This window comes from Thiomonas sp. (assembly GCF_054608695.1).
On the sequence record NZ_JBTRXV010000073.1, the window covers coordinates 1 to 22033 of the forward strand.

Genomic DNA, 22033 nt, shown 5'->3' on the forward strand with positions numbered 1-22033 from the left:
GTCGGCGAGCAGTCGGGTCATGGGGGCGTGAGCGGTGCGTGTGGAATGCGCTTCAGAGGGCTTCGGCGCTGTAGCGCACCGCCAGGACGTGGGCCTCGTCGGGCTGCAGGGTGAGCGCGTTGTCGGCGGCGTTGGCGGATTCCACGCATAGCATGCTGCGCCAGCCCTCGGCGGTGTAGTCGCCCATCGCCGCGGCCTTGTCGGCCCAGGGCGTCCACACCACGGTGGAGGCGGAGCCTTGCTTGGCGACGTGGATGCGGCGGCGCAGGCGGACGTCGTCGATCACGCAGGTGGACCGGGTGTCGACGTACACGCGATCGGTCTCGGCGGCGAAGCGCAGCGGGCCGCTCTGCTGCTTGCGCGCGAAGGCTTCGGTCTTGTCGAGGTAGGCACAGCCGTCGAGGCCTCGGAGTTCGACCTCGGCGATGTCGCCAACGTGGAAATAGCTGTGCAGCGCCTCGCCGAGCGGCACGGGCGCTTCGCCGGCGTTGAGGGTGGTGAGTTCCAGGGCCAGCGCATCGGCCACGCTGATGCGCAGCTCCACCGGCGTGTCGTGCGGCCACAGCGCGTGCGTGGCGTCGCTGAACACCAGGCGCAGGGTGATGGTGGTGGCGCCATCGGCGCTGCCGCTGTCCACCACCTCCCAAGGCACGGTGCGGGCAAAGCCGTGGGCGGGGAAGGTGGGTTCGCTGGCGTGCGCCCCGAACCAGGGCCAGCACACCGGCACGCCGCCGCGTATGGACTTGCCCGGTGCAAAGCGCGCCTTCTCCGACAGCCACACCACCGGCTCGCGCTGGGCCTTGGGGTGAAAGCTGGTGAGATGCGCGCCCTGCAGGGCGATGCTCGCGCTGCCACCGGGGTTGTCGATGTCGGCGAACACCAGGCCACCGGCGCCAGCGCGAAAGCTCAGTTGGCCGGGGATGGCGAAGGCGCGGAGGGAGGAGAGGTCTTGCATGGCCCTAGGCGGAAGGTCGATGACCGCGCCATTCTGCCAGCCGAACTCGCCCGGAAACGGAGGGCGATCTCCGGGCTTGGTGCCCGAGGTCACAACTCCACGCGCGGCACGCGGGTGGACGCCCACGCGGCGACGAGCGTGAGCACTCCGGCGGCGATGAAGGCGAGGTGGAAGGCATGCGTGACTTGCAGCGTGGCCGCCTCGCTGCCGCCGTGCAACGCGGCTTGCAACTCGGCGCTGGACGCCAGGCCGAACACGAGTGCACCGAACACGGCCGTGCCGACCGAGGCGCCGATGGAGCGGGCCAGCGACACGGTGGCCGCAGCCGCGCCCAGCCGGGTGCGCCCGGCCACGGTCTGGATGACGAGCTGGGACGTGGGCATGACGGTGCCGAAGCCCAGGCCGGCGAGCACGCCCAGCAGCCCCACCGTCCAGCTCCCGCCGGGCAGCAGCCCGAGCAGCATCAACGCCAGTGCCGCCAGCGTCAGCCCATAGCGCGGCGGCTGGTCGGGACGTCCGGTTTTGGCCACCAGGCGGCCGGTGAGATTGGAACCGAGCACCAGCCCGCCGGTGAGTGGCAACAGCAGCAGCCCGGCATGCGCGGCATCGCCGTGGTTGCCCAGTTGCAGATACACCGGCAGGAAGAACACCAGCGCGAACATGCTGGCGGCGAACAGCGTGACGGTGAGGCTGGTCCAGGCAATCGCCGGCAGGCGCAGCAGCTCCAGCGGCAGGAAGGGATGCTCCTGGGCGCGCTCGCGCCGCGCCAGCAACACGCCCAGCAGCAGGGCCGTGCCGGCCATGGCCAGGCTGGGGATGGACAGCCAGGCGAAGCGGTGGCCAGCCAGGGTCAGCCACAGCAGGGCCAGCCCGGCCATGGCGGCGAACAGCAGCACGCCGGGGACGTCGTGGCTTTGGCCCTGGGCGGCATGGCGCAGGCTTTCGGACAGGCGCAGCACGCGCCACGCGGCAATCGCCGCCAGCGGCAGGTTGACGATGAACAGCCAGCGCCAGCTGAAGCTGCTGACCACCAGCCCGCCCATGACCGGGCCGGTGACGCTGGCGAGCACGAACACCACGCCGAAATAGGCCTGGAAGCGCGGACGCTGGCGCGGCGGCACGACCTCGCCGATGAGGGCCTGGCTCATCACCATCAAGCCGCCGCCGCCCAGCCCTTGCAGCATGCGCGCGGCGATCAGCCACCACATGCCTTGGGCTGCAGCGCAGGCGGCCGAGCCGAGGGCGAACAGGCCGAGCGCCGCGACCAGCGCGTCGCGCCGTCCGTAGCGGTCGCCGAGCCGTCCGTACAGCGGCGCCATGATGGTGGAGGCGAGCAGATAGCCCACGGCGATCCAGGCGCTGTCGCGCAGGTCGCCGAGGTCGCGGGCGATGGCCGGCGTGGCGGTGGCCAGCAGGGTCTGGTCGATGGCCGCGAGAAAGATGGGCAGCATCACCGCGGTGAACAACTGCACGAAGCGGCCGAAGAGAACCGGACCGTCGGCCGCATGGGCTGCGGCTGGCGGCGCGGCGGCAGCCGCTGGAGGGGATGGCTCGGGGAGTTCCATGCCGAATCAGTTTAGGTTGGCCGGGCGCGGAACGACGCGGGATCACCAAGGAATCTGACTGTACCCTTTGGCGGTTGGCGCCCTGCCCTGCGCTCAATCCCCCGCAGCGGAAGCCGGCAGCGGGCCGATGGCGGTTTGGCCCGTCTCGCCCCAGCCGCCGCCCAGTGCCTGGATCAGCGCCACGCTGGCGGCGTAGCGGCGGTTCAGCAGGGTGAGTTCAGCGTTGCGGGCGCTGGTGGCGGTGGTCTGCGCGGTGATGACGTTGAGGTAGGGCGCGATGCCGGCCTTGTACTGGTTTTCGGCCAGGCGCAACGACACCTCGGCGGCCTGCACCACGGCGGCCTGCTGCTGCGCCTCTTGCGCCAGGATGGACTGGGCGGCGAGGTTGTCCTGCACCTGCTGCAGGGCGGTGAGCACGTCTTGCCGGTAGTTGGCCACGGTCTGGCGGTAGGCGGCCTTGCTGGACTCGACCTGGGCGCGGCGCAGACCGCCGTCGAACAAGGTGGCGGCGAGGCTGGGGCCGATGGACCAGAACAGCGAAGGCGCGGTGAACAACTCGGCAATGCGCGTGGCCTGGCTCCCACCCTGCGCCGACAGCGTGAGGTTGGGCAGCCAGGCGGTTTGCGCCACGCCGATCTGCGCATTGGCCGCCTGCACCTGCGCGGCGGCGGCGGCCAGGTCGGGCCGGCGCTGCAGCAACTGCACGGGAATGCCGGGCGGTATGGCGGGCACCGCGGGCAGTGCGTTCACCGCCGGCAGTGTGAAATCGCCGGGGGCCTGGCCCACCAGCACGGCAATGGCGTTTTGCAACTGCGCCCGGGTCACGCCCAGATCGGTGGCGCTGGTCTGTGCCTGCAGCAACTGGGTGCGGGCCTGGGCCACGCCGGCGGCGGTATCGACCCCGGCCTTGTAGCGGTTCTCGGTGAGTTGCAAGGCACGCGCGTAGGCCGCCACCGTGTCTTGCGCCAGGCGCACTTGCGCATCCACCGTGCGCAGTTGCAAATAGCTCTGCGCCAGCGTGCCTTGCAGGCTGAGCTGGGTGAATCGCAGGGTGGCGGCGCTGGCCGCGGCGCTGGCCTCGCCAGCCTGCACCTGCAGGCGTACCTTGCCCCACAGGTCGGGCGCCCAGCTGGCGCTGACCGAGGTGCTGACGCTGTTGAAAATGCGCCCTGGCTGCGCCACGCTGGTGCTGGCCGAGGCTGATTTGGAACGCGTCGCCGAAGCGCCCGCCAACAGCGTCGGGTAGTACGCCGCCTGGGCCTGGGCAATGGCCGCCTCGGCCTGCTCGTAGGCGGCGAGTTGCGCGGCCAGAGTCTGGTTGTGTTGCGCCACCCGGCCTTCCAGACCGCTCAGCACCGGGTCGTCGAACACGCTCCACCAGGGCCCGGCGGGCATTGCGGCGGCGTTTTGCAGCGGCGTCCAGCCCTGGCCGGCATGGGCATAGTCGAGCGGCAGCGCCACCTTGAGCGGCGGCTCGGGTGGCTGCGCGGCGCAAGCGCCGAGCAGCAGTGCCAGCGAAGCCATGATCAAGATTCGAGGCGATGGGTTTGGGGTCATGGTGTTCAGGCCGGAGTGTCGAGCGGAACCGGATTGCTGCGGCGGCCGAATTTGCGCAGGGTCCATTGCCGCAGGCGGTCGAGTTCGAGGTAGATGACCGGGGTGGTGTAGAGCGTCAGCGCCTGGCTGACGATGAGCCCGCCGGCGATGGAGATGCCCAGCGGCTGGCGCAGCTCGGCGCCGTTGCCGCTGATGAAGGCCAGCGGCAGCGCGGTGAACAGCGCCGCCAGCGTGGTCATGAGGATGGGGCGCAGGCGCAGGGTGGCAGCCTGGAAGATGGCGTCGCGCGGTCCGGCGCCATGCTCGCGCTCGGCCTGCAGGGCGAAGTCCACCATCAGGATGGCGTTCTTTTTGACGATGCCGATGAGCAGGAACACGCCGATCAGGGCGATGATGGAAAACTCGGTGTGGGTGATCAAAAGCGCCAGCACCGCGCCCACGCCCGCGGGGGGCAGGGTGGAGAGAATGGTGAGCGGGTGCAGCGTGCTTTCGTACAGGATGCCGAGCACGATGTAGATGGCGAAGATGGCCGCCATGATGAACAGCGGCTGGTTTTTCAGCGTGTCGGAGAACAGCTTGGCGGTGCCCTGGAACCCGCCGTGAACCTCGGACGGCAGGCCGATCTCGGCCATGGCCTGGTCGATCTTGCCCTGCATCTGCCCGAGTGAAATGCCCTTGTCGAGATTGAAGGAAATGGTGGCCGAGACGAACAGCCCCTGGTGGTTCACCGCCAGCGGAGTGTTCGTCAGCTCGTAGTGCGCCAGGGCCGCGAGCGGCACGCGCTGGCCCTGGCTGCCCACCAGGAAAAGGTCTTGCAGCGCCGAGGCGCTTTGCTGGTACTGCTGCGCCGCCTCCATCACCACGCGGTACTGGTTGAGCGGGGCGTAGATGGTGGAGACCAGGCGCTGGCCGAAGGCGTCGTTCAGGGTCTGGTCGATGGTGGCGATGGAAATGCCGTAGCGCGCCGCGGCCGCGCGGTCGAGCACCAGGGAGAGCTGCAGGCCGCTGGCCTGCTGGTCGGTGTTGACATCGTTCATGCCGGGAACGCGCTTGAACGCCGCCAGCACCTTGGGCTCCCAGGTGCGCAGGGTGTCCAGGTCGGAGGCCTGCAGGGTGTACTCGTACAGCGCCGCCGAGGGCCGGCCGCCGGCGCGAATGTCCTGCACCGGAAACATGAAGGTCTGCGCCCCCGGCACGCTCGAGAGCGCCTTGCGCAATTGCGCGATGATGGTCTGCACCCCCCGGCGCTGGTCCAGCGGCTTGAGCTGCATGAACATGAAGCCGCTGTTGGCGGTGCTCCCGCCGGTGAACGCCAGCACGTTCTGCACGCCATCGTTCTTGCGCACGATGGCGACGATCTGCTCCAGCTTCTTGCTCATGTCCTGAAAGGAAATGGACTGATCGGCCTGCACCGAACCGACCAACAAGCCGGTGTCCTGCGTCGGGAAAAAACCCTTGGGGACGATGGCGTAGAGATACACGCTCAGACCGATGGTGGCGAAGAACAGCAGCAGCATGAGCGTGGGATGCGCCAGCGCCCCGCGCAGGCTGCGGGCGTAGCCGTCGTGCATGGCGTTCCACACGCGCTCCAGACGCGACGCGCGGGCAACACTCCCCCTTCCGGCCTCCCCCGCGGGTGGGGGAGATGAAGTCACTCCCTCCCCACTGGTGGGGAGGGTTGGGGTGGGGAGGGGTTTCGCGCGCAGCCAGCGCGACGCGAGCATGGGCGTGACGGTGAGGGAGACCAGCAGCGAAATGCCGATGGCCACCGACAGCGTGACGGCGAACTCGTGGAACAGCCGGCCGACGATGCCGCCCATGAACAGCACCGGCAGGAACACGGCCACCAGCGACAGGCTCATGGACAGCACGGTGAAGCCCACTTCGCGCGCACCCTTGAGCGCCGCGTCCAGCGGCGCCATGCCGGCCTCCACATGGCGCATGATGTTTTCGAGCACGACGATGGCGTCGTCCACGACGAAGCCGGTGGCGACGATCAGCGCCATCAGCGACAGGTTGTCGAGGCTGTAGCCCAGCAGCCACATGGCGGCGAAGGTGCCCACCAGCGACAGCGGCACGGCCAGTGCCGGAATGAGGGTGGCGCGCCAGTCGCGCAGGAACAGCCAGACCACGCCGATGACCAGCATGACGGCGAGCAGCAGGGTGTTCTCCACCTCCTGCAGCGAGGCGCGGATGGTGGAGGTGCGGTCGGACATGATGCGCACGTCGATGCCTGCCGGAATGGAGGCTTCGAGCTGCGGCAGCGCCGCCTTCACGCCTTCCACGGCGCTGATGATGTTGGCCCCGGGCTGGCGAAAAATGATGAGCAGCACCGCCGGCTCGCCGTTCGCCAGGCCCATGTGCTGGTCGTTCTGCAGCCCTTCCCGGACCTGCGCCACTTCATCCAGCCGGATGGGCGCGCCGTTCTTGTAGCCCACGACGATGCGCCGGTACTGCGCCGGCGTGGTCATCTGGTCGTTGGCGCCCACCTGCCAGCGGCGGTCCGCGCTGTCCACCGCGCCTTTCGGCGTGTCCACATTGGCGCTGGCGATGGCCTGGCGAATCTGCTCCAGCCCCAGGCCCATGCCGTTGATGCGCGGCAGGTCCAGTTCCACCCGCACCGCCGGCAGCGCGGAGCCGCCCACGGTGACCGAGCCGATGCCGGCGACCTGCGAGATCTTCTGCGCCAGGATGGTGGAGGCGGCGTCGTACATCTGCCCGCGCGTCAGGCTCTTGGAGGTGAGCGCGAGGATCATGATCGGCGCATCCGCCGGGTTCACCTTGCGGTAGGTCGGGTTGCCGGTGAGCCCCGTGGGCAGCAGCGGCCGCGCGGCGTTGATGGCGGCCTGCACCTGGCGCGCGGCGCTGTTGATGTCCTTGCTCAGGTCGAACTGAAGAATGATGCGGCTGGACCCCTGCGTGCTGCTGGAGGTCATTTGCGAAATGCCGGCAATCGTCCCCAGGCTGCGCTCCAGCGGCGTGGCCACCGTGGCGGCCATCACCGCCGGGCTGGCGCCGGCCATATTGGCCTGCACCGTGATGGTCGGAAAATCCACCTGCGGCAGCGGCGCCACCGGCAGCAGGCGAAAGGCCATGACGCCCGCCAGCAGCACCGCCAGCGCCAGCAACGTGGTGCCCACCGGGCGGCGAATGAAGGGGGCGGAAAGATTCACGGCTTCCCCTCCCCGCCCGTGGAGGATGTCGGCGGGGGCACGCCTGAAGATCGCGCGGCGCCTCCCCCACCTCCCCCACCTGTGGGTGAGGCCGGGAGGGGCGTCCCTGAAGATCGCGCAGCGCCGCTCTCACCTCCCCCACTGGTGGGGGAGGCCGGGAGGGGGAGGTTCCGCCCGCCCCCCGGACCGGAACCGAAGGTGCGCGTGCGCCATGCCGCGGCGCGCGTGGCCAGGCGGTCGAAGGCGAGATAAATGACGGGCGTGGTGAACAGCGTGAGCAGCTGCGACAGCAGCAATCCGCCCACCATGGTGATGCCCAGCGGCTGGCGCAGCTCGGCGCCCATGCCGCCGCCGACCACCAGCGGCACGGCGCCGAACAGCGCGGCGAACGTCGTCATCAAAATCGGGCGCAAGCGCAGGCGCGCGGCCTGCAGCATGGCGGCCTCGGGCGCAAGCCCCTGGTGGCGCTGGGCGTCGAGGGCGAAGTCCACCATCAGGATGGCGTTCTTCTGCACGATGCCGATGAGCAGGACGATGCCGATGATGGCGATGACGGTGAGGTTGTGCCCCGTGCCCATCAGCGCCAGCAAGGCGCCGATGCCGGCCGATGGCAGCGTGGACAAAATGGTGATGGGGTGGATGTAGCTCTCGTACAGCACGCCCAGCACGATGTACATGGTGGCCACCGCCGCCAGCAGCAGCCAGAGCTGGTTGGAGAGCGCCGCCTGGAAGGCGCTGGCCGCGCCCTGGAAGGCGATGACCACCGAAGGCGGCAGCGCGGCGTCCGCGGCCACCTGCTGAATGGCATCGACCGCCGCGCCGAGCGAGGCGCCAGGGGCGAGCTGGAAGGAGATGAGCGCCGCCGGGAACTGGCCGAGATGATCCACCGCCAGCGGCGTGGCGCGTTGCTCGACATGGGCGATGGCCGACAGCGGCACCGGCCGTCCGCTGCTGCTGGCGAGGTAGATGTTGTCGAACGCCGCCAGCCCCCCGCCACCGCCGGGCCGCCCCAAGGCGGCAGGCACCCCCTCGGACAGCAGCGAAGGCGATGCCGTTGAAGCGTGGGGATTCTGCGCCCCACCGCCGGTCGTGCTGACCCCCAGCACCACGCGGTACTGCGCCGACTGGGTGAAGATGGTGGACACCAGGCGCTGGCCGAAGGCGCTGTAGAGCGCGCTATCCACCGCGCTCATGGTGATGCCCAGACGCGAGGCGGCGCTGCGGTCCACGTCCACATAGGCCTGCAGGCCCTGGTCCTGCAGGTCGCTGGTGACGCCGGCGAGCTGCGGCAGGGTCTTGAGCTTGGCCATCAGCGCGGCGTTGGCGCTGGAAAGCTCGGCCTGGCTGGTGGCCGAGATGCTGAACTGGTAGGGATAGCGGCTGGCGATGTCGTCGATGGTCAGGTCCTGCACCGGTTGCAGGAAGGCGCGGATCCCCACCCCAACCCTCCCCACTTGTGGGGAGGGAGTCACTTCGCCTCCCCCACCTGTGGGGGAGGTCGGGAGGGGGATGCCTTCGACCTTCGCGGCGCGTGCTTCGAGCCGGGAAATGAGCGGCTGCACCCGCAGCACGCGCGCGCTCAAGGGCTTGAGGCTGATGAGCAGGCGCCCGGTGTTCATCGTCGTGTTGGTGCCGTCGATGCCGACCACCGAAGACACACTGGCCACCGCCGGGTCTTGCAGCAGCGCGTCGACCAGGGTCTGTTGCCGCTGGCTCATCGCGGCGAACGACACGTCCTGCGGCGCCACGGTGGTGGCCTGAATCAGGCCGGTGTCCTGCACCGGAAAGAAGCCTTTGGGAATGGCGATGTAGAGGAACACCGTGAGCACCAGCGTCCCCAGCGCCGCCAGCAGCACCAGCGGCTGGTGGCGCAACACCCAGCCGAGCGCCCGGGTGTAGCCCTCGGTCAGGCGCTCGAAGGCATGGCCGGTGGCGCGGAACAGGCGGCTCTGTTTGTGCTCGGGCACATGGCGCAGCAGCCGCGCCGACAGCATGGGGGTGAAGGTGAGCGACACCGCCGCCGAAATGACGATGGCCACCGCCAGGGTGATGGCGAATTCGCGGAACAGCCGCCCCACCACATCGCCCATGAACAGCAGCGGGATGAGCACGGCGATGAGCGAGAAGGTGAGCGAGATGATGGTGAAGCCGATCTGCGCCGCGCCCTTGAGCGCCGCTTGCAGCGGCGGCTCGCCGGCCTCGATGTAGCGGGAGATGTTCTCGATCATGACGATGGCGTCGTCCACCACGAAGCCGGTGGCAATCGTCAGCGCCATGAGCGTGAGGGTGTTGATGGAAAAGCCGAACAGATACATCGCGCCGAAGGTTCCCACCAGCGCCAGCGGCACGGCCGTGGCGGGAATGAAGGTGGCGCGCGCGCTGCGCAAGAAGACGAAGATGACCAGCACCACCAGGGCCACGGCGAGCAGGAGCTCGAACTTGACGTCGCTGATGGCGGCGCGAATGGTGACGGTGCGGTCCGACAGCACCGAGAGCCGCGCCGCGGCGGGCAGTTGCTGCTGCAGGCTGGGCAGCAGCTTCTGAATGCTGTCGACCACGGCAATGACGTTGGCGCCAGGCTGGCGCTGCACGTTGATGACGATGCCCGGTTTGCCATTGACCAGGGCCGCCTGCCAGGCGTTCTCGGGGCCGGTGTCGATGGTGGCGACATCGCCCAGGCGCACCGGCGCGCCGTTGTTGTAGGCGATGATCATCTGCCGGTATTGCTCGGGCGACTGCAACTGGTCATTGGCGTCGATGGTGAAGGATCGCTGGCTTCCGCTGATGCTGCCCTTGGGGCTGTTGACGTTGGCCCCGGTGATGGCGGTGCGAATGCTGTCCAGGCTCAAGCCCAGCGCCGCCAGGGCCTGCGCGTTGACCGTGACGCGCACGGCAGGCTTGTGGCCGCCGGACAGCGTGACCAGGCCCACGCCCGAGACCTGCGAGAGCTTCTGGCTCAAGCGCGTGTCGGCCAGGTCGTAGAGCGTGGTGAGGGGCAGCGAGTCCGAGGTTAGCCCCAGGGTGATGACGGGCGCGTCCGCCGGGTTGACCTTGGCATAGATGGGCGGCTGCGGCAGGTCGGTGGGCAGCAGGCTGCCGGCGGCGTTGATCGCCGCCTGCACCTCCTGCTCGGCCACGTCGAGCGACAGCGACAAATCGAAACGCAGGGTGACGACCGACGCCCCGCCGGAGCTCACCGACCACATTTGCGCCAGCCCCGGCATCTGCCCGAACTGCTGCTCCAGCGGCGCGGTGACGGAGGATGTCATCACATTCGGGCTGGCCCCGGGGTAGAGGGTGGTGACCTGGATGGTGGGGTAGTCCACCTCCGGCAGCGCCGCCTGCGGCAGCAGCTTGTAGCCGACGAAACCGGCCACCAGCACCGCAATCATCAGCAGCGTGGTGGCGATGGGCCGCAGGATGAACAGCCGCGACGGACTGGGGCGGTCGGCGCCAGACTCCCCCTCCCGGCCTCCCCCACCCGTGGGGGAGGTGAGCGCTGCGCCGCGCGAAGACTCCGGATGCCCATCGTCACTTTCCCCATTCTGCGTGGGATGGGTTGGCTCCCTCCCTGCTTGCGGGGAGGGCTGGGGTGGGGAGTCGTTGCTCTGCTGCACGCTCATGCTCAGCGCGCTCCGCTGGCCGCAGCCTTGGCATGCTCGCCCGGCTTTGTCTTTCCCTTTGGCGACGTTGGCGAAGCCTCCGCAGTGCGCGCCTGCACCACCTTCACTTCACGGCCGTCGCGCAGGCGGTCCAGGCCATCGGTCACGACCCGCTCACCGGGCTTCAGGCCGGAGACGATTTGCGTCAGGTCACCGTCGGTCGCCCCCGTCGTCACCTTGCGCAACATCACCTTGTCGCCAGCGCCGATCACATACACATAGGTGCCCGGCGCCCCCACGGCCACGGCCGTGTTCGGCACCACCACCGCATCGGGAATGGTGCGCACCAGCAGACGAACGTTGACGAACTGGTTGGGAAACAGCGCCAGGTTCTTGTTGTCGAACTCGGCGCGCAGGTTGAGCGTGCCGGTCGCGGTGTTGATCTGGTTGTCGGCCGCCACCAGCTTGCCGCTGGCCAGCAGCTGGGTGTTGCGCGCGTCCCAGGCCTGGGCTTCGAGCTGCTTGCCGGGCATGCGAGCCGTGCCGGGCCGCCCCAGGCGTGTGCCTCCCCCTTGGGGGACAAAATCCGCTTGCGGATTTGCCGGGGCGCCCAGCAACTGCCCGACCACCTCGCCGATCTGCTGCTGCGGCAAGGCGAAGGTCACGTCCACCGGCTGCACCTGGGCGATGGTGGCGATCGGCGTCACGCTGCCGCCTGTGGTGCTGCTGGAACCGTTGCCCGCGCCCACCGCGCCCGAGGTGGTCACCATATTGCCCGCATCCACCGGCCGCAGGCCGGCCAGGCCGGCCACCGGGGCGGTGATGCGGGTCCAGCTGAGTTGCAGTTTGGCGTTGTCGAGCGCGGCCTTGTTGGCGTCGAGCGTGGCCTTGTACTGCGCCACGGTGGCGCGCTGGTCCGACACCTGCTGCGCGGAAATCGAGTCCTGCTTGAGCAGGGTTTCATAGCGCACCAGGTCGCTCTGCGCCCCGCTCAGCTGCGCCCGGGTCTGCTCGACCTGGGCTTGCGCCTGCTCCACCGCGATCTGGAACGGACGCGGGTCGATCTGCGCCAGCAACTGCCCGGCCCTGACCATCTGCCCCTGCTTGTAATCCACGCTTTGCAGCAGGCCCGCCACGCGCGGCATGACGTTCACCAGGCTGCGCGGCGTCACCGTGCCCAAGGCGCTGAGCCACACCGGCAACGGCTGCGCGCGGGCGACGGCCGCCGTCACCGGCTGCGGTGGCTGCTTGCCGGACATGCCGGGCGGACCTTTCTGGGTGTTGCTCACATCGCCCACGCGCCACCACAGCAAGGCCCCTGCCGCCAGGATGGCCAACGGCAGCAACCAGGGCCAGCGACGCCCGGCCGGCCGGGCAACGGAGGTCGGAGCAGGATCGGGGCGCGGGCCGGATGGGGTCATGGGCAGGGTTCGGATGAAAGGCGAGACACAAGCAAGGCATGGTGGCCGGCTGACCGCAGCGCGGTTGGCGCATTGTCCAATCGTTCCCGGCCCGCAGGCCTCCTGGGGGTATGTGCAGACCACATTGAACAGGCCGCATCATGCCCGAGCCGCATGAACGCCGCGTGAGGCGTTTGTGTTGAAGTTTTGCTGGCAGGAAACCACCAGCCAAGTGGCCACGCCATGCGGCAAGAGCCGGAGCAGTTCTAGGGCCTGGCCTTGCGTTCGTGTTTCCAGTACACCTCGGTGCTGCCTTCGGCTCCGGCGCGGTTGAGGGTGCGCGCCAGCACGAACAACAGGTCCGACAAGCGGTTGAGGTATTGCAAGGGGCGGGCGAGGTCGGCAAGCGCCGCTGGCGTGGGCGAGGCTGTGGCAGCGCCAGCCTGCTGCGGGACAGCGCGCATCACCGCCACCACCGCCCGCTCGGCGCGCCGCGCCACGGTGCGGCACACATGGGCGAGGCTGGCGGCGCGCGCGCCGCCGGGCAGGATGAATTCCTTCAGCGGCGGCAGCAGCGGGTTGTAGTGCGCCAGCGCCGCGTCCAGGCGCTGCACATGGGCGTCCTGCACCAGGGTCATGCCCGGCACCGCGAGTTCGCCGCCGAGGTCGAACAGGTCGTGCTGCACCTGCAGCAGCAGTTCGCGAATCGCGTCGTCCATCGGCTCGGTGAGCAGCAGGCCGATGTGGGAGTTCAGTTCATCCACCTCGCCCAGGGCGTGGATGCGGTCGTCGGCCTTGGAGCGTCGGCTGCCGTCGCCCAGGCCGGTGGTGCCGGCGTCGCCGGTGCGGGTGGTGATGGCGGTGAGGCGGTGTCCCATGGTTGCTTCCCTTTCAAGTCGGCGCCGCTGACGGCAACAGCGTATTCTTGTCCAAGGTGACGTTGAATGCGTCGTCGCGGGCACGCGGGCCTCGGGTTTGGGATGCCATGCAGGGCGTCCAAACCAGGCAGACACGGATGCGTGCGGCGCGAGGAACCCGTTCGGCGTTGCCCTCGACAATCAGACTGCCTCGAAGGAGACCATGATGAACGCACCGGCTGCGCCCCAAACGCTCACCCGTCCCACCCCACCCGCCCTGCTCGACGCCCTGGCCATGCGTTTCGGTGCGCAGCTCTCCACCGCGCTGGCCGTGCGCGAGCAGCATGGGCGCGACGAGTCGCCCTTCGACGTGCCGCCGCCTTCCGCCGTGGTGTTCTGCGAAAGCACCGCCGACGTGGCCGACGCGGTGAAGCTCGCCGCCGCGCACGACGTGCCGGTCATCGCCTTCGGCGCGGGCTCCTCGCTCGAAGGCCAGTTGCTCGCGGTGCAGGGCGGCATCAGCCTCGACCTCGCCCGCATGAACCGCGTGCTCGATGTCGCCGCCGCCGACATGCTGGTCAAGGCGCAGGCCGGGGTGACGCGCATGCAGTTGAACGAGGAGTTGCGCCACACCGGGCTGTTCTTCCCCATCGACCCCGGCGCCGACGCGACCCTGGGCGGCATGACCGCCACGCGCGCCTCGGGCACCAACGCCGTGCGCTACGGCACCATGCGCGAGAACGTGCTGGCGCTCACCGTGGTGCTGGCCGATGGCCGCGTGGTGCGCACCGGCACGCTGGCGCGCAAGAGCAGCGCGGGCTACGACCTCACGCGCCTGTTCGTCGGCAGCGAGGGCACGCTGGGCATCGTCACCGAGGTCACGCTGCGGCTGTATCCCCAGCCCGAGGCCGTGGCCGCCGCCGTGTGCTCCTTCCCCGACGTGGCGCAGGCGGTGGACTGCACCATCGCCATCATCCAGGCCGGCATCCCCATCGCCCGCGTCGAGCTGATGGACCCCGGCGCGGTGCGCGCCGTCAACGCCCACGACCACCTCGGCCTGCCCGAGCAACCCTTGCTGCTGATGGAATTCCACGGCTCGCCCGCAGGCGTGCGCGAGCAGGCCGAGAGCGTGCAGGGCATCGCCGCGGATTATGGCGGCTCCGACTTCGCCTGGGCCGACACGCCGGAAGAACGCACCCGCTTGTGGAAGGCGCGGCACCACGCCTACTTCTCTGCGTTGCAAACCAAGCCCGGCTGCCGCTGCGTCACCACCGACACCTGCGTGCCCATCTCGCGCCTGGCCGAGAGCATCAACGCCACCATCGCCGAGGCCGAAGCAGCTGGCCTGCCCTACTTCGTCGTCGGCCATGTGGGCGACGGCAACTACCACATCGGCTACCTGCTCGACCCGGCCAAACCCGAAGAACGCGAATTGGCCGAACGCCTCAATGCGCAGTTGGTGCGCCGGGCGCTGAAACTCGGCGGCACCTGCAGCGGCGAACACGGCATCGGCCTGCACAAACAGGAGTTCCTGCGCGAAGAAGCGGGCGACGACGCGCTGGACGTGATGCGCGCCATCAAGCAGGCCCTCGACCCGAGAGGCATCTTGAATCCGGGGAAGATTTTTGCGTGAGCAACCACCACGAACAACCCTAGTCAGGCCGAAGTACGCTTCAAGCGGCGCGGTGAAATCCAACTGATTGCACTCCATGTTCACCTACCTCATGCTCGGCACCAACGATCTGGCCCGGGCCGTGCGCTTCTACGACCCGGTGATGGCTGCGCTCGGTCATGCGCGTTGTGACACGGGGGACGATGCGTCCGATGACGAAGCCGGTTGGGGCACCTATCTCGACGACGGGCGGCAGGAACTGGCGTTGTGGCTGTGCCAGCCCTTCAACGGCCAGCCCGCGAGCGCCGGCAACGGCACCATGGTGGCGCTGGCCGCGCGCACGCGTGCGCAGGTGGATGCCTTTCACGCCGCAGCCCTCGCCCAAGGCGGCACGAACGAAGGCGCGCCCGGCCTGCGCCCGCATTACGGCCCCGACTTCTACGCCGCCTACGTGCGCGACCCCGACGGCAACAAGCTCGCCGCCGTGTGCCGCGCGGCGCCGAGCGCGTCAGGGCTTGGGGCGTAAGCACGCCAGGGCCGGCCCGCTTCGACACCACCCGATGTCCCCATGTACCTGTCCTGCACGGCCCAAGCCACCCTGCCCTGCAGCGCCGACGCCGCGTTCGATCTCTCGGCCGACCCGGTGCGTTTTCCGCCCCTGTTTCGCGGCTACGGGCTGATTCCGTCCATCCGCTCCATCACCCTGCTGTCGCCACTGGCCCTGGGGTGCGAGCGGCGCGTTGCCAACAGCGACGGCTCGGTGCTCACCGAGCGCGTCACCGCCCTGCAGCGCCCTCACCTGCATGCCTACACCCTGAGCGGCTTTCGCCCGCCCTTTTCCTGGCTGGTGCGCCAAGGCGTTGCCCGCTGGACCTTCGCCGACGCCACCGATACCGCCGCGCGGCTGCGCGGTGGAATGGCGCTACGCCTTCGCCCCGCGCGCGGCGCTGTCGCAGCCCTTCGTTGCCTTGCTGCTGCGCTGCTGCATGCAGCCCGCCATGCAGCGCTGCCTGGATGCGATGGCGCGCGCATGCGCCGCAAGTCTCGCCACCACGCCGGTTTAGAGCCAAACTCAACACCGCATGGACAACCCCATCCTGCTCTTGCTCGGTCCGGTCTTCCTCGGCTTCATCGCCTGGGAAGCCTGGCATTTCAGGCGCATGGGCCGCAGCAACTACACCTGGGCGGACACCACCTCCAACGCCGCCCTGGCGCTGATGCACCAGGCCTCGGACGCGGTGGCCTGGCTGCTCACCTTCGGCCTGTTCGTCGGGCTCTGGCGGCATCGTCTGTTCAACATTCCCGCCACCTGGTGGAGTGTGGTTTTGCTCGTCGCCGCCCAGGACTTTTTCTACTACTGGTTTCACCGCGCCAGCCACCGCGTGCGCTGGCTGTGGGCCTCGCATGTCACCCACCATTCGTCGGAACGGCTCAACCTCTCCACCGCGTTCCGCCAGAGCCTCACCTACCCCATCTCGGGCATGTGGCTGTTCTGGCTGCCGCTGGCGTGGATCGGCTTCGCCCCTGCGCACATCGTCACCGTGGTCGCCATCAATCTGGCCTTCCAGTTCTTCGTTCACACCGAGGCGGTGGGCAAGCTCGGCTGGCTGGAGCATGTGTTCAACACCCCTTCGCACCACCGCGTGCACCACGCCCGCAACCCGCAATACCTCGACCGCAACTACGCGGGCATGTTCATCGTGTGGGACAAGCTGTTCGGCAGCTTCACGCCGGAAGATCCGGCCCATCCCTGCGTCTACGGCATCGTCCATCCGATCCGCAGCCACAACCCCATCACCCTCACCTTTCACGAATGGATCGCCATGCTGCGCGACGCTGCACGCGCGCGCGGGCTGCGCCGGCGGCTGGTGCAACTGTTCGGCCCACCCGACCGGGCGCTGGCGGATCAGGAGTCTGCGCCTTTGCCACAATCGAACAGCATCGGCACGACCATTCAGCCCCTCCATAGCGCCCCCAGCAGCCCGCAAGCGGGCTCCCCCCGAGGGGGTCAAGAAAACTCGGGAACGGCCCTTCGTTTCCTTGGGAGCGGAGAGCTGGGCAGGACGTTTCGCTCGCGGTGCTGGCGGATGTCCGTCGAAGGCCTGTCAGGGCGATGCCATGGCGCCCCTGGCATCCACAGGGCTCACGCCTCGGTGCCGGGGTCGGGAATGCGGTTGAAGGCGATGCGCATGGGCGCGCTGTCGCGGGCGCGGTGGGCGCTGCCGCAATAGACGGTGTGCTTGCCGTAGCGCAGGTTCAGCGCATCCACCGCCTGCCACAGGCAGCTGCGGCGGCTGTCGTCATCGAACAGGCCGGCGCTGCTTTGCGCCAGCGGCAGCAAGTCGTGCAGCACCATGCCGACCTTGAACGGCGGCGGCAGCTGCGGCGGCAAACCCGCCCAGAGCGCGGCCAGGGTGTGCAGCAGGGTCTGGGTGTCCTGCGTGTGCGCCATGCGTGCGGCCTGTTCCCAACGCTGCGATGCCTGGCCGCGGGCGGCGCAGCGCAGGCCCACGCTCATGGCGCCGGCCACCAGGCCTTCGCGGCGCAGGCGCATGGCGGCTTTTTGCGTCAGGCGGTCGAGCACGGCGCAGGCGTCGTCGCGGTTGCGCTGCTCGGGTGGCAGCACGTGGCTGTGGCCCAGGGTGCGGCGCGGGCTGGCCAGGCGTTGCACCGGCAGGCCGTGGAGCTGGTCGTGGAAGTCGTCGCCACCGACACCGCCCCAGATGGTGTGGAGTTGCTCGCGCCGCGCGCGCCACAGCTGCGCCACCGTGGTCAGCCCATGCGCATGCAGCCGCGCCAGCATGCCGCGGTTGATGCCGGTGAGGTCGTCGAGCTTCATGCGCAACAGCGGGCCGGGCAGGTCGGTGTCGTCCAGCACCACCAGGCCGTCGGGCTTTTGCAGGTTCGATGCCTGCTTCGCCAGGAATACATTGGGCGCAATGCCCACCGACACGCGCAGGCATTCACCCAGCGCCTCGCGCAGCCCGGCCTTGATGCGCAGCGCCAGCGCGGTGGCGCGCTCGCGGCTGCTCCAACCCATGGGCAGGCCGCAGGCCATCTCGTCGATGGACAGCACCCACTCCACCGGCGCCACCCGGTCCACCGCGGCGATGGCGCGGTGGTGGAACTCCACGTACAGCGCATGCCGCGCCTCGACGAACACCATGTCGGGGCAGAGCTTGCGCGCCTCGGCCACCCGGGTGCCAGTCTTCACGCCGAAGGCCTTGGCCTCGTAGCTGGCGGCAATGCAGCAGGTGGTGTCGGCCATCATCGGCACCACCCCCACCGGCCGCCCGCGCAGCTCCGGCCGCGCCTGCTGCTCCACCGAGGCGAAGTAGGCATTGAAATCGATGAGCAGACAACGCAACATGGCCAGCACCCCAAACCCCGGCGCACCTGCCACGGCCCGCCATGGGCGTGGCGTTGAGCAGCCGGGAGGCCATGTTAACTGTTTTTATATACAGCCTTTAGCGAGCGCCCTGCCTTTGAGCGCCCCCAGGGTCGGCCCGCCGACCCGACCCCCGCGGGGGTCAAGGAAACTTGGGGCGGCCCTGCGTTTCCTTGAGAGGCCGCATCAACCATGCGCGGTGGAATTTCGCGCCCCAAGGCCCGACAAATGGCGCCGTGGAGCCTGCCTTGCAATCCGTTCATGCTCTGGCGGCGTGAGCAGAGCGGTGAGGCCGTCGCGGTTGGTGATGCGGACCTGGCGCTGCATCACCTCCAGGAGCCCATCGCGATGCAGGTGCGTCATCAACCTGCTGACCGTCTCCAGCTTCAAGCCCAGATAGCTGGCGATGTCTTGCCGCGTCATGCTCAACACGAAGGCATCGGGCGAGAGCCCGCGCGCCCTGTGGCGTTGGGACAGATCGAGAAGGAAGCGCACCAGCCGCTCCTCGGCATGCATGCTGCCCAGGGCGAACTGGTTTTGCTGGGCGTTCGCCAGCCGGTTGCCGATCAGGCAATGAATCTGGTGCTGCAGGGCCGGCGATGAGGCGGCGTGCCGTTCCAGGATGCCGACATCGATTTCGCAGGCCTCGCTGTCTTCCAGCGCCACGCCATCGGTCGCGAAGGTTTTCATCGCGAAGCTCTCCAGCCCCATCAACTCTCCCGCGACGTGAAAGCCGACGATCTGTTGGCGTCCGTCGGGGCTGCTGAGCACCGACTTGAACGAGCCCGCATGCACCGAGTAGAGTTTGTTGACCGGCTGGCCCGCCTTGAACAGCGCCTCGCCCTTGTGCATGCGCACCGTGGCTTGCATGATGTCGCGCATGCATGCCGATTCATCTTGAGGCAGTGCGATGGGCAGACAGAACCGGCCCTGGAAGCACTGTTCGCAAGGATGCGCTGCCGCGTTGCGACGACTGGGCGCTGGCATGATTTTCATCGGCGGCTCCCTGGCTGGACGGGAACGAACATCGCACAACTTGAATGTAATGTCCATCGTCGCCCATCCAGAAAGGACCGTGACGTCGGACTGAACCATGGCGAATCCGCCGGCGCACGGTGTCCTATTCGCGCATCGTCGCCATGTCAGGCACTACGGCTTACAGCCCTTCGGGCCGGCGGCCGCATCGCACTTTCTTGGTTCTGTCTCACTTTGGCGTGGCCGAATCGCAGCCCCCCGTCCCGCGCGATACCCGCGGCACTCATTTGATCAACGCGAACGCCACCGTCGGCCATGCAACGCCCAGGCCGATGAAGATTCCGGCCAGCACGTCGGTCGGATAGTGGTGGCCCGCGATGATCCGGCATACCGCGAGCAGCGCGACACCCAAGGTTGCCAGCGGCCACAGCCACGGCACGTTGTGAACGATCGGCACAACGACGCAGGTCAGCGTCATGCAATGACCACTTGGAAACGCATAGCGGCCGAGTACACGCGTTCGCGCCGCAAGCGCCGGGTCGCGGTCGAAGGGGCGCGGGCGTTTCAGTCCGTGCTTCAGCAGGACATGCACGATATGCGCAAGCAGCGTCGCCAAAACCGCTTGGCCGATCATCTGCCAGGCACTCCCACGCGCCAGCAGGTAGACCGCCACCGTGATCGGGAGATAGATCCAACCGTCGGCCAAGACGTTGACCATGCCGACGCCGGACCGCACCCAGCGCCATCGCCCCAGCGCAGCGAAGCGCCTGACGACCGGCAGTTCAAGGTCGTCGAGACGGTTCCAGCGTGGAGGCAATAAATAAGCATTCATGTTGGCGCGCACCCATGCTAGTTGAACCCAACCCATCGACGCGGCCGCTGGAAAGCACTCCGTACGACATCCCAACATGCTCTCCACGGCAAGGGCATCAACGGCCTGGAGGATATGTGGCCGGCGCGTGCCTAACGCGTACGCGCCGGCGGCGCCGCCCGGCCAGCCGCGGCGATGGCGCGTTGGTGGGCGGCCGCTTGTTCGCCCCCTCGATGAAGGGCAGGCGCAGAGCCCGCGTGCGCGGTCAGGTCACACCAAGCGCAAACCACCAAACAGTCACGCCAGGTTGACCGAAATTCGCAAGGGGATTTCGGTCCACGGACGGAATCATTCGATTTGCTTGTAGAGCGCAGCGAAATCGCACCGGCAATTGAAAACATCGCAAAAATGGCGAGCAACATCTAGCGGAGTTTGTGTGTCCTCATAAATGCCGGCCAACGTAAAGGGGCTGCGCGCTTTTGCGCAGTCCCGCTTGACTGCCGGGTTGGGCTTTTTCACATCAACTTTCTTTTCTTGAAATACTTTACGTCACTGGCCGACAGCTTAAACCACTCGCCCTTTAGTCTTTTGTCCTTGAAGTACTGATGCCAGTAGGCCTCAATGCCTTCTGGGTCACCAGTCTCGATTGCGTGGATTATTTTTCCTTCGTAGGGCATTTGAGTTTTTATCTCTCTGAATCGTCTCTCCACATTATTGCTGCAACCAATCTTGTACTCCTCTCCACCGAAATGAAGAAGGTATACGTGGCCGTGTTCTATTTTTGTTGGTATGTCGGGTGAATGTTCTTTTCTGGGCAGCTTGCCTAAAACAAAAACCAGATCGCTGTAATTTTCGTTAATCCGACAGAAGGCAAGCAATTTATCGAGAAGCTGCTGTTTAGAGCCAAAGCGAGAAAAAGTATTATGGCTCGGGAAATCGACATCACTCCTTGCCTCCATCCTTAATTCCGGAGATGTCGGTACATGACCAAGTTGTTTTATAAGCGAAGCATACGCCTCAAGTGATGACTCATCCGAAAATGCATCTTGCATTTTATTTGGTGAATATCCTGCATCTTTAACGGCATCACTCCATCTTGTCCAAAACTTTCCAGACCAATCTGATTCTTTGATACCAGTTTCCTGAAAAAATCTCTGCTTTCCAAGCGGAATTCCGCCGTTAGCTTCTGCTGTGCGCTTGATCTCTTCGAGAATATTATTTTTGCTCATCGTGTGTTCACAATGCCCAACGTAAAGCTAAGGGGCTGCGCGCTTTTGCGCAGTCCCGCTTGAGCGTAGGGTTGGGCGTTTTTCTAGCAGGACTGCATGAATTGGTCACGGATGCACCTTCTCGTGTCGTTCCAACATTAACACAAACTGTGAAATTTTCTTGGCGCGCATTTCAGCCTTTTTTGCGGTTTGAATCCTGAACAGAATAGCGTACCGATTCCGACTGTCGAGCGTTTCAAAGAAGTCTTTTGCTTGCGTATTACTGTCCAGCGCGGACTGAAAATCACTTGGTACAGTTGCCTTGCTGGCCGAGTCATACGCAGCATCCCAGCGTCCGTCTATCTTCGCACGCTCAATCTCTTTGAGTCCGGCTGGTTTCATTTTCCCCGTTTTAATTAGAGCGAGCGCCTTGTCCTTATTGATTTTCGACCAAACGCTTTTGTCCGAGCGCCGAGTAAATTTCTGGAGCCAGAATTGCTCGCTGTGGGTTTGCTTTTGTCCATCTATCCATCCGAAGCAAAGCGCAATTTTGATGGCTTCCTCGTATGAAACTGACGGTATATCCGTACTTTTTTTTGCGAGCTGCAACCACACGCCGGGCGATGTGGTGTGATTTTCATTTAGCCAAGTAGACCAGTCCTGTTGCCGCTCAAAGTGATGAGTCGGCAACTCTGTAGAAGGCTTGGATTGAGACTTCATTCTCGACTTCCCCTAAAGTAGATAGACGCCCAACGTTCAAATTGAGGGGCGCGCCGCTTTTGGCGCGTCCCGCTCGAATGCAGGGTTAGCGAAGTAATCGGCCCGTTGCCGCAAATCGCGCCGAAGAAACACAGCGTGCTCCGGTTGTGGCAAGGTGGAATGCGGTGCCGCGGAAGACCGATGTAGCAATGGTGCGCAATGCCCGCGGGT

At 67.0% G+C, this 22033-nt stretch carries 15 protein-coding genes and 1 pseudogene; 4 read left to right on the top strand and 12 right to left on the bottom strand.

Annotation, left to right across the window (positions count from 1 at the left end):
• Positions 1–52: 52 nt before the first annotated feature.
• The 7 genes from ACYCUK_RS18205 to ACYCUK_RS18235 form a co-directional block, all read right to left on the bottom strand.
• Positions 53–955 carry a D-hexose-6-phosphate mutarotase gene (locus ACYCUK_RS18205; protein WP_461596088.1) on the bottom strand — a complete coding sequence of 301 codons (903 nt, stop codon included), beginning with the start codon at positions 953–955 and terminating at the stop codon, positions 53–55.
• A gap of 89 nt (positions 956–1044) precedes the next feature.
• The gene (locus ACYCUK_RS18210) at positions 1045–2520 is read right to left on the bottom strand and encodes an MFS transporter (protein WP_461596089.1); all 1476 of its coding nucleotides are present in this window, start codon (positions 2518–2520) and stop codon (positions 1045–1047) included.
• Positions 2521–2613: 93 nt separating this feature from the next.
• The gene (locus ACYCUK_RS18215; RefSeq protein WP_461596090.1) at positions 2614–4044 is read right to left on the bottom strand and encodes an efflux transporter outer membrane subunit; all 1431 of its coding nucleotides are present in this window, start codon (positions 4042–4044) and stop codon (positions 2614–2616) included.
• A 38-nt stretch (positions 4045–4082) separates the two neighbouring features.
• Positions 4083–7250, bottom strand: a complete 3168-nt coding sequence (locus tag ACYCUK_RS18220) for an efflux RND transporter permease subunit (protein ID WP_461596091.1) — start codon at positions 7248–7250, stop codon at positions 4083–4085.
• The gene (locus tag ACYCUK_RS18225; RefSeq protein ID WP_461596102.1) at positions 7247–10642 is read right to left on the bottom strand and encodes an efflux RND transporter permease subunit; all 3396 of its coding nucleotides are present in this window, start codon (positions 10640–10642) and stop codon (positions 7247–7249) included. Before ACYCUK_RS18225 ends, ACYCUK_RS18220 begins: the two co-directional genes overlap by 4 nt.
• A gap of 233 nt (positions 10643–10875) precedes the next feature.
• Positions 10876–12273: an efflux RND transporter periplasmic adaptor subunit gene (locus ACYCUK_RS18230; RefSeq protein WP_461596092.1), complete on the bottom strand. Its 1398-nt coding sequence runs from the start codon at positions 12271–12273 to the stop codon at positions 10876–10878.
• Positions 12274–12518: 245 nt separating this feature from the next.
• Positions 12519–13130, bottom strand: a complete 612-nt coding sequence (locus tag ACYCUK_RS18235; protein ID WP_461596093.1) for a cob(I)yrinic acid a,c-diamide adenosyltransferase — start codon at positions 13128–13130, stop codon at positions 12519–12521.
• A 205-nt stretch (positions 13131–13335) separates the two neighbouring features.
• On the opposite strand from ACYCUK_RS18235, the gene ACYCUK_RS18240 reads away from it, so the two are divergent.
• The 4 genes and pseudogenes from ACYCUK_RS18240 to ACYCUK_RS18255 all read left to right on the top strand — a co-directional run.
• Positions 13336–14742, top strand: coding sequence for an FAD-binding oxidoreductase (locus ACYCUK_RS18240; RefSeq protein ID WP_461596094.1), 1407 nt, complete (start codon positions 13336–13338; stop codon positions 14740–14742).
• A 76-nt stretch (positions 14743–14818) separates the two neighbouring features.
• Positions 14819–15247: a VOC family protein gene (locus ACYCUK_RS18245; protein ID WP_461596095.1), complete on the top strand. Its 429-nt coding sequence runs from the start codon at positions 14819–14821 to the stop codon at positions 15245–15247.
• Positions 15248–15632: 385 nt separating this feature from the next.
• Positions 15633–15785: a hypothetical protein gene (locus ACYCUK_RS18250; RefSeq protein WP_461596096.1), complete on the top strand. Its 153-nt coding sequence runs from the start codon at positions 15633–15635 to the stop codon at positions 15783–15785.
• 18 nt (positions 15786–15803) lie between these two features.
• Positions 15804–16625 (top strand): annotated as a pseudogene (locus ACYCUK_RS18255) (sterol desaturase family protein); the annotation flags it as partial.
• Positions 16626–16864: 239 nt separating this feature from the next.
• Here the strand turns inward: ACYCUK_RS18255 and ACYCUK_RS18260 are convergent.
• From ACYCUK_RS18260 to ACYCUK_RS18280, 5 genes are all read right to left on the bottom strand, one after another.
• Entirely contained in the window at positions 16865–18091 is a 1227-nt protein-coding gene (locus ACYCUK_RS18260) for a DNA polymerase Y family protein (RefSeq protein ID WP_461596097.1), read from the bottom strand.
• A 204-nt stretch (positions 18092–18295) separates the two neighbouring features.
• On the bottom strand, positions 18296–18991 hold the full coding sequence (locus ACYCUK_RS18265; RefSeq protein WP_461596098.1) for a helix-turn-helix domain-containing protein: 696 nt from the start codon (positions 18989–18991) through the stop codon (positions 18296–18298).
• A gap of 376 nt (positions 18992–19367) precedes the next feature.
• A complete protein-coding gene (locus ACYCUK_RS18270) occupies positions 19368–19928 on the bottom strand; it encodes a phosphatase PAP2 family protein (RefSeq protein ID WP_461596099.1) in 561 nt (186 codons plus the stop codon).
• Positions 19929–20410: 482 nt separating this feature from the next.
• Positions 20411–21124 carry a GIY-YIG nuclease family protein gene (locus ACYCUK_RS18275; protein ID WP_461596100.1) on the bottom strand — a complete coding sequence of 238 codons (714 nt, stop codon included), beginning with the start codon at positions 21122–21124 and terminating at the stop codon, positions 20411–20413.
• A gap of 105 nt (positions 21125–21229) precedes the next feature.
• Entirely contained in the window at positions 21230–21823 is a 594-nt protein-coding gene (locus ACYCUK_RS18280) for a YdeI/OmpD-associated family protein (RefSeq protein WP_461596101.1), read from the bottom strand.
• Between the last annotated feature and the right edge of the window lie 210 nt (positions 21824–22033).

Excerpts from the sequence above, each read along its gene's own strand:
- ACYCUK_RS18205 (WP_461596088.1), bottom strand. The coding sequence starts at position 955 with ATGCAAGACCTCTCCTCCCTCCGCGCCTTCGCCATCCCCGGCCAACTG.
- ACYCUK_RS18210 (WP_461596089.1), bottom strand. The coding sequence starts at position 2,520 with ATGGAACTCCCCGAGCCATCCCCTCCAGCGGCTGCCGCCGCGCCGCCA.
- ACYCUK_RS18215 (WP_461596090.1), bottom strand. The coding sequence starts at position 4,044 with ATGGCTTCGCTGGCACTGCTGCTCGGCGCTTGCGCCGCGCAGCCACCC.
- ACYCUK_RS18225 (WP_461596102.1), bottom strand. The coding sequence starts at position 10,642 with ATGATTGCGGTGCTGGTGGCCGGTTTCGTCGGCTACAAGCTGCTGCCG.
- ACYCUK_RS18230 (WP_461596092.1), bottom strand. The coding sequence starts at position 12,273 with ATGACCCCATCCGGCCCGCGCCCCGATCCTGCTCCGACCTCCGTTGCC.
- ACYCUK_RS18235 (WP_461596093.1), bottom strand. The coding sequence starts at position 13,130 with ATGGGACACCGCCTCACCGCCATCACCACCCGCACCGGCGACGCCGGC.
- ACYCUK_RS18240 (WP_461596094.1), top strand. The coding sequence starts at position 13,336 with ATGAACGCACCGGCTGCGCCCCAAACGCTCACCCGTCCCACCCCACCC.
- ACYCUK_RS18245 (WP_461596095.1), top strand. The coding sequence starts at position 14,819 with ATGTTCACCTACCTCATGCTCGGCACCAACGATCTGGCCCGGGCCGTG.
- ACYCUK_RS18260 (WP_461596097.1), bottom strand. The coding sequence starts at position 18,091 with ATGTTGCGTTGTCTGCTCATCGATTTCAATGCCTACTTCGCCTCGGTG.
- ACYCUK_RS18265 (WP_461596098.1), bottom strand. The coding sequence starts at position 18,991 with ATGCGCGACATCATGCAAGCCACGGTGCGCATGCACAAGGGCGAGGCG.
- ACYCUK_RS18275 (WP_461596100.1), bottom strand. The coding sequence starts at position 21,124 with ATGAGCAAAAATAATATTCTCGAAGAGATCAAGCGCACAGCAGAAGCT.
- ACYCUK_RS18280 (WP_461596101.1), bottom strand. The coding sequence starts at position 21,823 with ATGAAGTCTCAATCCAAGCCTTCTACAGAGTTGCCGACTCATCACTTT.